This is a genomic window from Shewanella aestuarii (assembly GCF_014647215.1).
Lineage (GTDB): Bacteria > Pseudomonadota > Gammaproteobacteria > Enterobacterales > Shewanellaceae > Shewanella > Shewanella aestuarii.
Genome location: NZ_BMOT01000008.1, coordinates 170,658 through 187,218, shown reverse-complemented (window position 1 = coordinate 187,218; position 16,561 = coordinate 170,658). Strand labels below are relative to the sequence as shown.

The window sequence follows — 16,561 nt, the reverse complement described above, 5'->3', positions numbered from 1 at the left end:
CCGTTATCGCAATGCTGTGACATCCCGATAACGGAATGTCACAGTGACACGGGTTATTGACCGGCCATCAGACCGATGAAAAAGGGAAATATTTTGCTCTAGAAGAGCAGCTTATTAACACATTCCCCTGTTCACTAAATCATTTAACCAAGCTTAAAATCGCTGATTATATGACATCCAATATGAACGACCGATAATGTCATAAATACTGCCGTTATAACCGCCGTACGCATCAAACCTTGGTTGTTCATCTGTAAGGTTGTTGATACCCGCTGAAACGGTACTGTTCCATGACGTCGCATAAGAATAGCTCAAGGTATGATAGATCAAAGAATCTATCTCATAACCTGAACCATCATCATTAATATCGGTAGTTGACTGATTATCCACATAGTCAGCTTGATAATAGACACTATGATCGCCGACCAAGTAGTTTGCTGAAAAGTTAACTCGATCATCTGGATAGTCTTGGGTGCCACTCCAGTTGCGTGAAATCGTTTGTACTCCGGCTTCAGGACTAGAATCTGTGTATTTTAAATAGTGAGACCAAGCAAGACCTAGCTTAAATTCACCCACTTCTGAGTCAAAAGTCGCTGCGAACTTAGTATCAAGTCCTTGACGCTCACTTAAGCCAATGTTTTGCAATACATTCGTCATCGCCGTTAACTTGCCAGCACCATTTTGCGATATGGAAGTACCAGGATAAATGGCGCTCACATCAGGACGTGGTTGCCCAGCATCATCGGCAGATTTCCACAATTCAGCTTGAGTGCGAGTAATTTCACTGTTGTTTAATGAGCCAATCAGTCCTGTCGTTTCTAGTGACCAATAATCCATCGTCATATTAAAACTATCAGCAATATCCCACACCATGCCGAAGTTATAACTTTCTGACTCTTCAGGCCCTAAGTTCTCGTTACGTTCAATAGACACGGGTACGTTATCGACGATATTACAACCATCGATCCCCAAACCATCTTCATAACACTTAAGGTAGTTGGTCACATTGTTATAGCCAACACTGGTTGACTGATTAAGATCTTCTAAGGTTGGTGCTCTAAAGCCTGTTCCCCACGACGCTCTTAACAATAAAGGTTCTAATACGTTGTATCGTAGCGAGACTTGCGGATTAAAGGTGCCACCAAAGTCAGAGTATTCATCGTAACGTGCTGCAAGGTTAACTTCTAGGTTATCAAGAACGGGGAAAACCATTTCCATAAATACCGCTTTCACATCACGATCACCACTACCACCCGCGCCACCACTGCCCCCGGCAATCAAACCCGCTTCATCTAACGCATCAACTTGAGAGTCTAACGCCTCCTCACGGTATGAAGCACCAAGATATAAACCTGTAGCTCCCCCTGAAAGTTCAAATAGTTCGAAGCTCAAACCACCATCGATCTCTAAGGCACTGCTGGTTAAACGCGCGTCAGAGTTAGCCGTCGCACCACCTGGCATTTTTGAATTAGGATCGCGTGGATCCCAGCCGTCGAAACTATTGGTGTCATCATTCCATGCTCCAACCAAATCAGTGGTTGCACCTTTTAATTGGTATCCCGTTCCCCACTTAAATACATCATATTTGTTATATGACACAGAGGTATTCCAATCAAAGCTGTCTGTAGTGCCGTCTAGCCCAACTAGAAAATCATAAATGTTGTCTGTACTCTCACGAACACGATTACCCGCAGTATCAAAGCGATATAGCATGGCACCACCTTCAGGAACAGCACGTAGGTCTAGTCCAGCAGAAGTCGTGTATGCTGGCATTGCTTGTGGGAATACGATATACCCAGGAATAGGAGCAGATACATCCGTCGTTGTGTTTGATGCCCAGTAAGCACGAGCTGTTAATTGAATATCATCGCTAAAGTCATAATTGTAGTTAATCAATGTAGAGGTGCGCTCTTGATCAACATCATTATACGCGGCCTTAGTGTAGTCGTAGGCACAAGAGGTCTCACCGCCGTAGTTACTGTCATTTAGCGGTCCGGTGAAATTATCACCATAGACATCTTTACAATCTAATCCTGCATTAGTAAACGGTGTTTGATACTCCCAACCTCCGTTAGGCCCCATATCGATAGTACGGCCAGTTTGACTTAAGCCAATCCAACTTCTGAAATCAGTCGGGTCTTCGCCATCTTTGACATGTGCCGCGGTATAAGGGCGATCAGCAAATAAAATGCCTGACTTTTTGAAATGCTCAATAGTGAACATCAAATGGCCTTTGTCAGAGCTTAAGCCTCCCGTAAATGATGCAGAGTGATTGTCTCCACCGCCTTCAGCATCAGGCTCCTCTGCACGTAATTTAACTTCTACGCCTTCAAAGTCTTTCTTCAAAATAATGTTAATAACACCGGCTATTGCATCGGTACCGTAAATGGCTGATGCCCCATCCGATAAAATCTCAATACGCTCAACGGCGGCAGTTGGAATGGTATTAATATTCGTCGCACCACCACCTAGCACAGGCGACTTTGCCATACGCTTGCCATTAAGCAAAGTAAGCGTGTGACTCGCATCGGCCCCCTTAAGCTGTATCGTTGCCTGCGACGACCAACTATTGTTCGACGTACCACCATAAGAACCAAATGAGTTCAATGTCGATGCCCTTAGTGCGTCACCCACAGTAGAAAAACCAGCGGTTGCCATTTCGTCAGCGGTAATCGTAGTGACAGGATTAGCTCCTTCCATATCAACACGCTTAAGGCGCGAACCTGTCACTTCAATGCGCTCAACATTGCTGTCTGTTTCAGCCTCTACGGCATGTGCTGGCAGAGATAATGCGGCGAGACCACCACAAGCCAAACTCACCAGTTTAGCTATTTTATTAAACTTCATGCTTCCATTCTCCCAATAATTTTTTTATAGGCTTATTGCTTCTCTGGCGCGGTAACACTTACAGCGACATTACAATACGGCAACACTTTTATCACATACAATATATTGTATGCAATATACAAAATTAAGAGTGAATGACTCGAATCGCAATTAAATAGAATAAAAATTCATCACTTGTATCGAACTAGATAAATGGCTGGAGTGTTAACGTTGCTTTAGCAATGAAAAATGATTAGGCGAGAAAAATATGACGAATAAATAATCACTTATTTTTAATTTAATTAAAGTGTAATCTTTATGAATAAATGTAAAAGATAATCAGAATGCTTACTCGAAAGGGATTTTATCCCTTGGTTTGGCTTGGCTTGGTTTGGCTTGGTTTGGCTTGGTTTGGTTTGGTTTGGTTTGGTTTGGTTTGGTTTGGCAATAATCGTCAAGCAGGACAGCATAATTAATACAGAGATAACATAGTGAAAATTGCCTATCGTACTATGCTCTCGGTGCATGGAACGACTCGCTCAATTGAATGGAAAAGCAAACTTTGCTGCGGTCACAAGGGTGACACACAGCAAGCTCGCCTCTATAAAATCAAAGCTCGATAAATTCCCTAGTGATTGTTTTACAAATCATCAAGAGGATCTACCCGTGTTAAACATATCCGCTGTTAGACGCGGTATGCTTGCTGCAACAAATTACTTGTCGCTGGAAGCAAAGTCTGACATAGGCAGCTCTCAGCTTTCAATAACTTACCGAAAAGATATAACCATACTCTGACATAAAATGTACCCATAGACTGACAAATCGGAACTGCACCTAGATACTATAATTATGAATTGTCATTTTATTACAACTGAAAGCATACCTCTTAGTAACTCACTTTTGACAGACACCGTTTAAAATGGGTAACTGTCAGATCAAGTCTGAGCTAGTACAGTTTAGTTGTGACAGTTATGACTTTTACTTTTTTTAAGCTAGAGCTTATTCATCTGTTTGTTATTCTTCTTCATCTTTCATAAAAATTATTTATCATAATAATAAGCAATTCATCTACTCCTACATTTAGGTAATCTGCATCATGTTTTATTTTTTCATAAATTTCTTTTGACACTTTTGTTTTAATTGTTTTATCAGTAGAAAAAAGTTGAAAAGAATCCAAGTAGCTTCCATGGCCAATAAATACTGGCCACTAATTAGAGATGTTCTAACTTATTTCTGGACAAAATGAGTTTGAGCCGAAAGGACGGCTCAGTGCCAATAGCAGCCCCTCAGCAACTAATCATACTAACTAGTTGAATGAAGTCATGACTTACTTAGAAAGGAGCTTCTCTTTCAAGAGCATGTGCTCCTTTTGCTTATCAGGCATAAAGAGTACACGGTTGTCCTTTAATGACTCGGGATACTTATTCAAACCTGTCGAAATGATAACTTGAAAGTCAACTCCATAATTTTTCAATTCTTCCAACTGATGAATACAGTTAATCAGATGCTCTAATTCGATTCCAGCAGTTTCAGGTGTATCAATAAGTAAAAAGCGCGGGAATGTCACTGACTCATCGGACAAAGCTAATTGCATGAGAGTGATAAAGTACATCATTCGAATTGAAACAAGTGAACTTGTTTCCCGGTAGAGACCATCATTAATTGAAGGCAAATAGTTATCAAGCGTAATCTTTGCCGATCTGCAATCAGGCAAAGTATTTTTCATCAACTCATCATACTTTTTACTAAACGCATTTACCTTCGAAGTTACGTCCTGTTGAGCTTTAATCTCAAGTCCTTTCCTTTTTAACTCAGCATCTTTTGCTTTGGAGCTAACCAAATCAAAATCTTTTTGGATACGTTCCAGCTTTGATTCAATCTCTAACAATCGATTCAAATTCGCAACATCTTCTCTAAGCTGCAATATTTTATCATCAATATCATTTAGGCTTTCAATGTCAACAATTTCATCGACCCGCCCAAGCATTTCTTGTAGCTTTTCACGCAAAGCCACCAACTTTTTCTCTTCCAACTCAATTTCTTTTTTAGTCTCTTGAACTTCAGAGTCACAATCATCATATGCGGTTTTAATTGTTGAGAGTGCCTTAAGTTTCGTTTTCAGAATATCCTTATACTCTTTAGATGTGTAGAAAAACCTCTCATATTGTTCTTCTTCTATCGAAGCGCCACAAACACAATGCCCTTCCATACGATCCACGTGACTTAAGCAGTATGGGCAAGTATCAGATGTAAAAAGGTTTAGCTGATCGTGGGAAAAAATAACTTTTTCAATACGTCTAATTTCTGAAGCTGATTCATTTCTAACTACGTTTAATTTGTACCGTTCATCGAGAGCTGAAACCAGATTTTCTTTTAATCGGCTTAATCTAAGTTCACGATCAATTAATTCTGACTTGCACGACTCAATATCTTGATTAATCGGATTTGATCCAGTTCGATTACGCTTGAATGCCTGTCTGGCATCATGCAACTTGTCAATTTGCTGCTCTTTATCAGAGATTTCTTTCTGTAAAAAGCTGACATTCTTAGCCTCGCCATTTATTCGCATTTTGTCGGCTAAAAGCGTGTACTCATTCACAACCGCTTTAGCCAAGTTTTTCTCTCTCGACAGCTTCTTTTCCTCTACAATAGAGTCGTAGTAATCAGAATAAGCTTTACCGACTAAGAGTTCAAAAATAGCTTTTCGAACCAACTCAGAATCAGAAACATATGTTGAATTAGTATCTGGCTTTTTATAAATACCCTCTGGGTTCGGCTGTTGGTCGTGATAAATCAGCCGCATCAAGTCTGATATATTAATCTTAAATGTATTATATCCATGGAAAAGCTCGACCACAGATATTCCCAATTTCCCGAGAATCCAGTCAGAAAAAACGTATGCATCTTTGCTTCTGTTTACGGGATATATTTCAGTCTTATCTTCCGAAAGAGAAAATCCAACCTTCTCTTCAAGTAAAGTCTTTCTATCTTCTGAATATATCTTCTCAACCACCCGCTCATAGGGGATTACTGTTATTTCATTATCTCCAAAGTAGCGCCTAAGCAAATAGCTGCCATCATTGATTGAGACATAAAGATCAACATAGTTATCGCTATCAGAAGTTATTTCATCGTGGCGCTTATCATTATTTCTTCGAAATATTGGAACCTCTCCACCCAATGCAAAATAAATCAAATTACAAAAGGTACTTTTCCCTGTTCCATTATCACCCTCAATTAGGATGATATTTTCATCGAACTCTCTAGACTCGAAAAAATACTTGCTTCCTTCATAAACAAGCTTATTAACTCGCATCAGACCCATGTTCGAACTCCATTTTCAACATAAATTTTACTTAACATGGTATCTAGAGTTAGCGATCCCAACCGTCCCACTTTCTTTGATATATTTTTTATATTCTTAGATTCCGACTCGAAAACATTGCTGTTCAAAAAGTCATTGGGAAGATTATCTTTAGTCAAAGTGACGTCAATTTCTTGTGCTTTACCTCGATTCAAACTCACATAGCCTTTCTTCTCAAGAACAAACAACAACTTAAGAATTTCACTTCTTCGGGTCAATCCATTCGAATAGCTGTCAAGTAAACACTCATAATCTTTAGGATTCAGTTTTTCTCCTGAAGAATGAGAAACCACATAGACTGTTTTATCATCACTGATAATGTCCGTTAAAAAAGCTAACTTCCTATAGTCTCTAAAATATTTCCCATCACTACAACCTAAGGAATCCAAAATAACAAAAACGGAATAGCAATAAAGATAGAAATCTTCACCGCTTAGGTACATTAGCTTTTTCTTTGTACTTATATCACTCATCACTAAACTCATCAAAAGCCAAAAAACACCCATCAAACAAATTCCAAATAATGCCTTCTATTGTTTTATCATTAGAAATCGTATATCTGTAATCGGTCTTTAGCTTAGAAATATCTTCTACCGCTTTAGATAAGAGCGTTTGAAGAACAGCATCCAAGTCACTGCAACTTTCAGGGGCTACATACTCATTACCTGAAAAATATTCTTCACAAGCGTCAAAAACACGATACTTCAAAGACAAAAAAGACTTGTCCGCTTCACGCTCTTCATACTTAGAGCCACTTGCTTTTCTTGCTAACTGTCTAATTCGACGTTCGGAAATATCCTCTATTACTGAAAGCACTTTTTCTTTCAGATTTCGCTTGTCGGTCACATCCTTTTCAAGCTCAGCGATATAGCGCCACGTAGGATCTATACTTTCGTCTGGAATTTGAGACTCTGCTTCTTTAAAAATTAGTTTTACATCTGAACTATGAACTAATTTATCGACTAAGTTTTTACTATTTTGTTTTGCGCTCAGCTTATCCATTAACAAACAAAATATTATATTTTCCTTGCCTATATGCGTATTGTTGTGAAGGGGTGAATTCTCAATATCCTTTAAAACTGTCTGCTTGAGGGCATCTTCATCTTCCTGACCAAAATGCCATGATATTGTCCTCAAAAACTCTTTAAACCTATCAACATTTAGCCCCTGAAGCGTTTCTAAGTTTCCTGATTTAGACTTTTCTTTATATTGGGATGCGTACTCTTCAACAAGAATTTCTTTTACTAATTTAATAGTTGTGTCTGGAACTTCATCCAACGATTGAAGAATTTCTAAAATTGGTTTTTTTGGTAGCGTTATTTCTTTGCCGCTATTGAGCTTGGATTTTCTTTCCTTACCGACATCCCTCGTCGTGTAAAAACCCAAATAAACGCTGTTACTGGTGCGAAATTGAGCTACATATATGTCATAGAAACTGACCAACGTATTTATAACCGGAGAGCTAAAAATTGTGAAATTCCCATTCAGGTCATAATTCTTGTCTTCTTCGAAGTAATTATTGACTTCTCCATCTACAATAGTCTGATGGGAAACATCTTCGAGATTTTCCACCGCGGTAAAAAATACAGTGTTTCTATCCTGATGAATCGTTTGCAGCATGAGCTTAATCGCCCTTATTAGCTGTAATCTAAAGCCTTTGCCAGAGTCTCCAGCTTCTCTATCGATAGTCTCTACTGCCATAAAAAAGTGTCATCTTAATTTAATCTAGCCAATGTACACGATCACTCTTTAAAAGTTAATCCCCAGCTATATTTCCTCTGCAAGGTTAGATAGTTCGATGTCCGCTCCTAGCTCTATTGAGACTTAACTCTAACTCATTTTTGGGGCAGAAGTGTGTTAGAACTCTACTTATTAAAACCCCAAAGCAGCTAAAAAAATCTAAAACATTAAAAATAAAAAACCTCCCCTTGAGCTATCGCAAGGAGAGGTTTGGCTGCCTTTTCGGCAGGTGTATCTAAATCAACTCGAAAGTCCCGATTTTCTCGATTTGTAGCTGCCTATTCGGCAGGTCACTATTTGTTGATTTCGATGCGGCTAGAAAATGAATTTGTAGCTGCCTATTCGGCAGGTCACAATCAACATACCAAAAATAACTGTATAAAATCAACACTTAAAAATGAAATACTACTAAATACCATCATAAACCCGACACAATTATTAAAGCTATATTTCAATAACTTACTAAGCACTTAAAAAAAGGGTTAAACACTATCGAGCAAGTTAGATAAATCCGGAACTGTTCCATTAAACTTTTGGTTTGTTGCAAAACCATAACGATTAAACACTGGTTCAGTTTGCTTCTCTGGCATATTTTTTTGAATATGTAGCAAATAATCTTGTTGGCTACTGAGACTACTTATTGCAATCCTATGGAATACATCAACTTCTTTTGCTTCACTCTTCTTTAAAGGATTAAAGGTCTCACCTCTGGCCAACGCCCTTTGTTCCAAGCGCCTTAACCGACGTCTAGCTTCACCAACGAATAACTTTGCAATGGCTTGATTACGCTTAAATCTAACCTCGCCACAACTTTCTGGCACAGACTCTACATTAGTTACTTTAAAAAAACCGCAATCCTTCATGTCTTGAAAATAAGTCTGACGCTGTAACCCTTTCAGAACATCAGCATTAGAGTGAACAAAAGCAATTACATTCCCAATTGATTTATCAGACCAAGCAGGAAAACTGACCCCAAGACCTTTAATATCATGCTTGCCGATATAACCATGCATGATAGATATACAACGTCCAGTCAACAAAGCTAAATTGGCTTCATTTGGCACATACCTAACCATGAAGTAATACCTCTGCATATTAAGCTTTCTCCTTGGTATAGGCTTTCCGTGTAGTACCCGCCTTTTTTTTCGTTTCAGTCTCGGTGTTTTTAGATTCGGCTTTTTTCTGGAACATTCCACCTTTAATCAAAACTGCAAATACATAATAGATATCTGAAGATATGTATACTTCAGCAGCCAACAATTGCTTTTTTAACTCATCTAAATAATGCTCTGACTTTACAAATAAAGCATAAAAACTGCGCATAGATTCAGGGCTACGCCTAGCAACAATAAACTCTTGATCCGCTCCAAACTCATGAACCCTTAACCGTTTATGCGCATCCTCACCCCACCAATCATCAATTAATTGTAGAGCAGCGCCAATCTTCACAGAGTTAAAACTGACAGCTTTAAGCCCATCAAGACACTCCACTTTAGCAAATTGCTTTGAAGCTTCGCCTTTGTCCTTATCAATCATGAGCTGACTTGGATAAATCTCCTGACAAAAAACGGTTTCTATTTTGGCTGTAATATCAGCGCTCCAAAATACCTTGGGGTCAGTTAAGGCAAGATGAAGCTCATGACTTAACTCATCTAAAACCTGTTGTGCATCCTTGGGCCAACGACTCCCCCAATCAAGTTGACGAGTATTGGTTATTTGATAAAAATTGCCCGAGCTAGTTTTAATCTCAATTTGAGTGTTACCTGTATTTTGATTTCGCCATAGCCAAGTTCCCAATAACAAGTTTTTGCAATATCTCTTCGCTAGCTCTTGATAACCCCCGCACTCATGGAAAGTGATGGCCAACTCTTCAAGTAAAGCAAAAACTTCGGGATTGCTGCAACCTGATGGCCTAAGCGACTTTGCCATTACCCTCAATGAAAATCGACAATACAAGTGCTCTACATTTGGAGGCACATAACACTCTTCAATAATAAGAGGATTAGAATAAGCTAAATCTTGAGGCTGCAAGTTTTTAGATTCAAATTTTGAAGTGAAAGCTTCGGTAAAACCAGCTTTCTGACCGCGTATATGACTGATATCAGCTTGCAGCGGAATAAAATCCTTTTCTTCCGTTTTATAGTAGAAAACGGCCTTACTAGGATACAAAGAGCGATCATATTTTAAGATGTTACACAGTTCCATATCGTTACCTCAAATCCGTTTCATAAGCATTGAACTCTCTTTTATATCGAGCATCCAAAAAGCTCGCCGGAAATAATTCTGCATACCCTGCAACCTTATATCAATTGCATTGGCACACTCAACTAATCCTATTGCTGATTCAGCATAACAATGCAAAGGCTCATAGGCGTTAGTTCTTTTTTGAGGAGCGTCTAACAAAAGATAACCATACATAACAGGGTGCAACAAACGATTCTGTTTCAATAAAATCAGTAAGTCAGAAAGACTCGCAATTGAATATCTAGTCGGCATAATCCACTTTCCAGATACAGGTAAGCGCCTCAACTTTGAATACAACAAAGCTTCCGACTCATATAACTCACACCAATCATTGACTGAGTTAAGTTCAGGAGGTTGCATAGCACCTCCAGCAAACCTTGCAGGGAAACAGGCTTTCAAAACATCTGATGAAGAATCTAACTTATTCAAATCATCTTCATAACCATCAATATGAATAACAAGATCAAACACTAAATCACAATACTTATTATCTATAATGCCAGCTCTTCTAAATTGATTTTCTTTTGGGCCATGCATACCATATTCAGGCAATTTTTTACTTTCTCCTGCTGAATAGTGACGAATAAACCATGAAAAAGAGGTCATTCTAAGTTGCGAACCAAGTAACTCATTTAAGCATCTTTGGTAATGATGCATCATGCCCCAAACAGCCGTTAATGAAGGAATACCAGAACAGTATGGATTGGATAAGGCTTGTGCATCAAATACCCGTATCCCCTTCAAATATAAATAACGTTGTTGAGACTCGTCATCAGAGGAAGCTGACAATACTCTAGATTCGTTAGATAAATTAACAAGCAACCATTTAAGGCTACTTTTAAGGGGCGTCATCAATTGTTGATGAAAGGCATACTTACCAACCAGATTAGAGTGAGATAACACACTGTTTAATTGACTAAATAGCGGCGTTAGTAAATTTGTTAACTGTTCATCCCCCATGGTGACAAAGGAATATTCAAACGTACCGTTAATTGTCTCAAGTTTCGATAACTGAACCGGATTATCTTTTACTGCTAATCGCCACTCTAATAGCGGAGCAAGCCATTCAGACAATGTAGACCTTACTTGCCTATAACTTACCACCTTTTGCTGCCTGCGCTGTTTTAACGCCAATGCGAAAGGCAAAGATAAAAGCCCTTCCAAAGCTTGAACAAATTTAGATTGATGAAGAGCACTATGATTTAAAGCTGACTGACCATTTTGAATCTTACCCAACATTGAATCACTTAACCCAAATTCAGAGTATTTCGTTTTGGGTGGATAATTTAACACTCTTACATTACCGCCAAGGGAGGCAGACAAATCGCCAACAGAAGCAGGACGAGTAAATTCGACATGAGTAAATTTAGCTTGCTTAGCAATTGTCGCTTTTTGAATTTCAGATTGAAGCACATGACTAACTACCGGCGTTATAGCCAAGTATCTATCTCGATAAGGCATTCTAACCTGATTAGAGAACTTATCGACTAAGCTAGGGGCATCCGCATCTGGTAAAAAGCCTTTAACTCTGCCGCACAGATTTAAAAAGTCTTTCACTGGCATGCCTAGTGTTTTAAAAGCCTCTTTCCAAACCCTAGGGGGGTCTGATAATAAAGTTGCAAGGCAACAAACATTACCCTGCCAAATAAAATGGCCACCAAATAACTTTGCCAAGTTTACTTTAGCGCTATCATGGGACCAACCAAGGACTTGATTGAAATTAGCACTGCTCAACACTTGTGGGTGCAAAACAGGAGCCGCCGCGATTAACCTCTGCTTACTGACACGAATATCAGGGTACTTTAAATTGTGGGTATGCAACCAAGCTACTTCAGCAATACAAAAATCAATGTGTTGCTCATTTCTTAGCGTTTTTTTAGCTAGTCGCTTATCAAGCAAACTTTTAACCAACTTTTTAGGATAAGTCAGATTAAGCAATATCATTAATGCATCTGCTTCATTACCCGTTACATCTATGTCATCGGTATACGGCGCAAATGCTCTTCTCAAAGCATTATTACGCTCCTCAATCTCTTTGATAGTTAATAAAGATTGTAATGTCACCATATCTACCATGATGATAAATACACTCCTTGTCCATTAGCGCCAAAACTCGCTTTATACTCAATAACCTGCCTCAAGTAGAACACACCAACATGAGGGGCAACCCGCTGTTTCATTTTGTGGCGATAACCTGAAGATAAAACGCCATCCTGATAAAGGCGATATACCTGCTCATAGTTGGTTGAAAGCAAAGCCGCAGTTTCAGCAACACTTACAAGCATATCCGCAACGTTAGGCTTTTTGGATTTAGGGTGTGACTCAACTAAATTGTGTAAATATTCCATCAATGCTAAATGAATAAAATGAGGCTCTTTTTCTTCTGGTTGAATACACTGAGACTGCAAAATCAAGTCCCCATAAATAAACTTGAACGCTGTTTTATTAAATAAATTCACCAGCCTTAAATCTGCATGACTCGTTATCATATCCAATTCACGATAAAAGTTATCCGGCCACGCTTCAAAATACTCAATAGCATCAATATATTGATGTTCTTCAGGGTAACGTTTTTGATGCCAAGCAAGCGCTGCAAATCTATGAGTTGCAGATAAAGCTGAGAAAAGAGGAGTGTTCGATGAGGTATCACCACTTATTAAACAGCCCGATAATTTAATATCTTGTTGGCAAGCTTTAGCGCTTGATGCCTTTATAAACTCAAAACCACAAACACAGCGATCAATGGATTCATTTTCGATGTAATTAATAGGCTCTTGGCACTCAGGACATTGATGGACTAATTCACATTTATGCTTTGCGCATGCTCTAATCGGTTTCAAATGCCAAGCTTGGCGAATATAAGCCTCTTCTTGTAAACACTCTGGGCAAATTGGTACAGCGTCAACACCATCTTCGCTAGCATAACGAATAAAACTCAATGGAATATCAATACCATTGCGATGCACGGCCGTCATCCCCCCAACAAATGTCTTATTAGAGCGTAATAAAGCTAGTTTTTGTAATTCATATGAAGGTAAATCTAGAAGATACTCAAGCAAACTTAATGCCCGCATTCTGAAATGACTGTTATGTTTAGCGTGATAAACATTAAGGCGTTTGAGTTCGATAGGGAATGCACCATGGGCCTCAAAATCAAGCTCATAAAGCTCTTCCCTTATAGCAAAGGCTAGTCCCTCATAAAAATCAACAACGCTCTCACTTACTACCCGTAGCAAGAAGCTTTCAAGCGATTCATCATTGAACGCACCTGGTTTAGGAGAAAATCTTAAATGCATGAAACACCAAAACTAAGGAAGTCTTAGCTTACTTTATAAGCTTTTATCTAAAATGACAAGAAACCCTTCAAACATGTTTATATACCGATGAAATAGTATGAATCAGCACCAAAACTTGACCAAAAACCATATCACAACCATTTTTTGCTGATATGATAAAACCAATTTTTTAAAGGCTTAAGCTAAATAGATAGCCAAGCTCACGTACACACTTCAGTTATCGCTAAAAGTTTGATGTGTAGTACTGTATCCCCAAGAGAGAATCAATGTTAACAGGCAAAATACGTAATCAAATCGACCAAGTGTGGACCATGTTTTGGACCGGCGGTGTCGCCAATCCTATCTCGGTAATCGAACAAATCTCTTATCTGTTATTTATTCGCCGTTTAGACGAACTACAACGTACCGCTGAGCGCCGCGCACAGGCCACTGGCATTCCTATTGCTAACCCAACCTTTGGCCCTGACGAGCAAGCGCTGCGCTGGAACAACTTTAAAGATAAAGACCCTAACGTGATGATGGATATAGTCCAAAATCAGGTGTTTCCAAAAATCAAAGCCCTACACAATGAAGGTAGCTTTGCCGAGCACATGAAAGACGCCATCTTTATGATCCCGTCAGCTAAGTTGCTCGACCAAGTAGTGCAGCTGCTTAGCGCCATCAACATGGACGACAAAGACACCAAAGGCGACTTATACGAATACCTGCTCAGCAAGTTGCAGCAATCGGGTGTAAACGGCCAGTTCCGCACCCCGCGCAACATCATTCAAATGATGGTTGAGTTAATGCAGCCTAAATTAGGCGACACCATTTGTGACCCATCATCGGGCACCTGCGGCTTTTTAATGGCGGCGCTTGAATACGTTGAAAACAACTACAAGCAAGAGGTCAACAAGCCTGAAAACCGCAAACATGTGAACAATGCCATGTTCACTGGTTTCGACTTTGACAAAAGCATGTTGCGTATAGGCGCCATGAACATGCTACTGCACGGTATTGAAAACCCAAGCGTACTGTATCGCGACAGCTTACAAGACCAAGGCGATGCCAATATCAGTGAGGCTTACAACTTAATTTTGGCTAACCCGCCGTTTAAAGGCTCGGTCGATTTCGACATCGTTGCGCCTGACTTACTGCGCGCCTTAGGCAAAAACCCTGCCGCCAAAAAAGCCGCCGTAAAGTACAAAACTGAAATTGACGAAAACGGTGTAGAAACCCAAGTTGAAGTTAAAACCAAGGGCCCAACCGAAAAGTCTGAGTTACTGTTTTTAGCATTAATTTTACGCATGCTCAAAGTCGGTGGCCGCGCAGCGGTTATCGTACCAGACGGGGTGTTATTCGGCTCAACTAAATCCCACAAAAGCATTCGCGAAAAAATCGTTAACGAGCAAAAGCTCGAAGCGGTGATTTCATTGCCATCAGGGGTATTTAAGCCTTATGCCGGTGTCAGCACCGCCATTTTAATCTTCACTAAAACCAACTCAGGCGGCACCGACAAGGTGTGGTTTTACGACATGCAAGCTGATGGTTTCTCGCTTGACGACAAACGTACACCACTGTTTAAAGATGGAGTTGAACCAACTCACGAGCAAAGTAATATCGCCGATATCATTGCTCGTTACGCTAGCCTAACTAATCCCGATGGCACGCCCAACCTTGCCAGCCCAGAGCACAGCCGTAAAACCACCGAACAAAGCTTTATGGTGCCCGTGGCTGACATTATCGCTAATGACTGTGATTTAAGCCTCAACCGCTACAAAGAAGTAGTGTACGAAGAAGTGCAGTACGACTCACCAAAAGAGATTTTAGCGCGAATTAAAACCCTGCAAGAGAAGATGGCGAAGGGTGTGCAAGAGTTGGAGAAATTGTTGTGATGAAACTTATTGCTTTGGATGCAATAGCTGAAATTGTAAGGGGAATTACTTTCTCTAAAGCTGATGGTTCATCAACACCAGAGAAAGACCGTTTACCTGTTATTCGTGCTGGTAGTATTCAAAGTGAACTATTAGTAGATGAAGGTCAAATTTGGGTTCCAAAGGAAAAAATTAAAGAAAATCAGATTATCAAAAAGAATGACATCATAATGTGTATGTCCTCTGGAAGTTCTAGTTTGGTTGGGAAATGTGCAAAAGCAAGTGAGGATTGGATTGGATCTTTTGGAGCTTTCTGTTCAGGAGTAAGGCCAGATATTACTAAATGTGTTCCTAGCTATCTCTATTATTTCTTATGTACACCAACTTTTAGAAACTGGTCTGGAGCTTCAGATGGAGCGAATATTAAGAATATTAGGGCTTCTGAACTAGCTGAGTTCAAAATCCCACTCCCACCACTCGAAACCCAAAAGCAAATTGCGGCGGTGTTAGAAAAAGCCGACCAACTGCGTAAAGACTGCCAGTTAATGGAGCAAGAGCTAAACAGCCTCGCACAATCCGTGTTTATTGAGATGTTTGGTGATCCAGTGACTAATCCTAGAGGTTTTGATTCTAAGCCACTAAGAGAACTTGTTTCAGTATTGAGTGGGGCAACGCCATCTAAATCTAATGATAACTTTTGGGTTGGAAATGTACCGTGGGTCTCTCCAAAAGATATGAAGGTTCCAGAATTATACGACTCAATTGATCATGTCAATGAAATAGTGTTTACCGAAACAAACCTCAAAAAAATCCCTTTAAATTCAATACTAATAGTTGTGCGCGGTATGATTTTAGTGCACACAGTCCCCTTAGCCATAACGCGTAAAAACCTCTCTATTAATCAAGATATTAAAGCTTTAACCGTAAAATGTAATTCGATTAAGAGTGAATTTTTATTAGCAGTACTATCAAGCATGCATTCTCATTTGTTGAGTATAATTTCAACGGCAGCTCATGGAACAAAGCGCATAGATATGGCCGACTTATTGGGTTTAAAAATTATTGTGCCAAGCATTCAACAACAAGATCAATTTATTAAAGCTGTTATCACAATGAGGAATATGACGGCCACTCAACAAGCAGAAGCTACTCTATATGAAAATAACTTCAACGCCCTAATGCAAAAAGCCTTCAATGGCGAACTTAATCTCGATAACGCTAATACCCAATAAGATGTA

At 39.5% G+C, this 16,561-nt stretch carries 11 protein-coding genes; 2 read left to right on the top strand and 9 right to left on the bottom strand.

The genetic code is table 11. The annotated features are described in order from the left end of the window. Positions 1–153 precede the first annotated feature (153 nt). The 9 genes from IEY03_RS13035 to IEY03_RS12995 all read right to left on the bottom strand — a co-directional run bounded on the left by IEY03_RS13035 (position 154) and on the right by IEY03_RS12995 (position 13,470). Positions 154–2,847, bottom strand: a complete 2,694-nt coding sequence (locus tag IEY03_RS13035) for a TonB-dependent receptor domain-containing protein (protein WP_188842380.1) — start codon at positions 2,845–2,847, stop codon at positions 154–156. A gap of 1,003 nt (positions 2,848–3,850) precedes the next feature. After that, positions 3,851–4,003, bottom strand: coding sequence for a hypothetical protein (locus IEY03_RS13030; RefSeq protein ID WP_188842378.1), 153 nt, complete (start codon positions 4,001–4,003; stop codon positions 3,851–3,853). Between the two features lie 150 nt (positions 4,004–4,153). Beyond that, positions 4,154–6,151 carry an AAA family ATPase gene (locus IEY03_RS13025; protein WP_188842376.1) on the bottom strand — a complete coding sequence of 666 codons (1,998 nt, stop codon included), beginning with the start codon at positions 6,149–6,151 and terminating at the stop codon, positions 4,154–4,156. Next, positions 6,142–6,663 carry a helix-turn-helix domain-containing protein gene (locus IEY03_RS13020; protein WP_229778325.1) on the bottom strand — a complete coding sequence of 174 codons (522 nt, stop codon included), beginning with the start codon at positions 6,661–6,663 and terminating at the stop codon, positions 6,142–6,144. Before IEY03_RS13020 ends, IEY03_RS13025 begins: the two co-directional genes overlap by 10 nt. After that, positions 6,656–7,891: a hypothetical protein gene (locus IEY03_RS13015; RefSeq protein ID WP_188842374.1), complete on the bottom strand. Its 1,236-nt coding sequence runs from the start codon at positions 7,889–7,891 to the stop codon at positions 6,656–6,658. Before IEY03_RS13015 ends, IEY03_RS13020 begins: the two co-directional genes overlap by 8 nt. A gap of 521 nt (positions 7,892–8,412) precedes the next feature. Next, positions 8,413–9,006: a type I-F CRISPR-associated endoribonuclease Cas6/Csy4 gene (gene cas6f, locus IEY03_RS13010; RefSeq protein WP_268239001.1), complete on the bottom strand. Its 594-nt coding sequence runs from the start codon at positions 9,004–9,006 to the stop codon at positions 8,413–8,415. Positions 9,007–9,025: 19 nt separating this feature from the next. Then, positions 9,026–10,135 carry a type I-F CRISPR-associated protein Csy3 gene (gene csy3, locus IEY03_RS13005; protein ID WP_188842370.1) on the bottom strand — a complete coding sequence of 370 codons (1,110 nt, stop codon included), beginning with the start codon at positions 10,133–10,135 and terminating at the stop codon, positions 9,026–9,028. 9 nt (positions 10,136–10,144) lie between these two features. After that, positions 10,145–12,250, bottom strand: a complete 2,106-nt coding sequence (locus IEY03_RS13000; protein ID WP_188842368.1) for a type I-F CRISPR-associated protein Csy2 — start codon at positions 12,248–12,250, stop codon at positions 10,145–10,147. Continuing rightward, positions 12,244–13,470 (bottom strand): TniQ family protein, encoded by a 1,227-nt coding sequence (locus tag IEY03_RS12995; RefSeq protein WP_188842366.1) that lies wholly within the window; start codon positions 13,468–13,470, stop codon positions 12,244–12,246. The genes IEY03_RS13000 and IEY03_RS12995 overlap by 7 nt, the downstream gene beginning before the upstream one ends. A gap of 266 nt (positions 13,471–13,736) precedes the next feature. On the opposite strand from IEY03_RS12995, the gene IEY03_RS12990 reads away from it, so the two are divergent. Together IEY03_RS12990 and IEY03_RS12985 are read left to right on the top strand one after the other, a co-directional pair. After that, positions 13,737–15,344 (top strand): type I restriction-modification system subunit M, encoded by a 1,608-nt coding sequence (locus IEY03_RS12990; RefSeq protein ID WP_188842364.1) that lies wholly within the window; start codon positions 13,737–13,739, stop codon positions 15,342–15,344. Next, positions 15,344–16,555 (top strand): restriction endonuclease subunit S, encoded by a 1,212-nt coding sequence (locus IEY03_RS12985; protein ID WP_188842362.1) that lies wholly within the window; start codon positions 15,344–15,346, stop codon positions 16,553–16,555. Before IEY03_RS12990 ends, IEY03_RS12985 begins: the two co-directional genes overlap by 1 nt. Positions 16,556–16,561 lie beyond the last annotated feature (6 nt).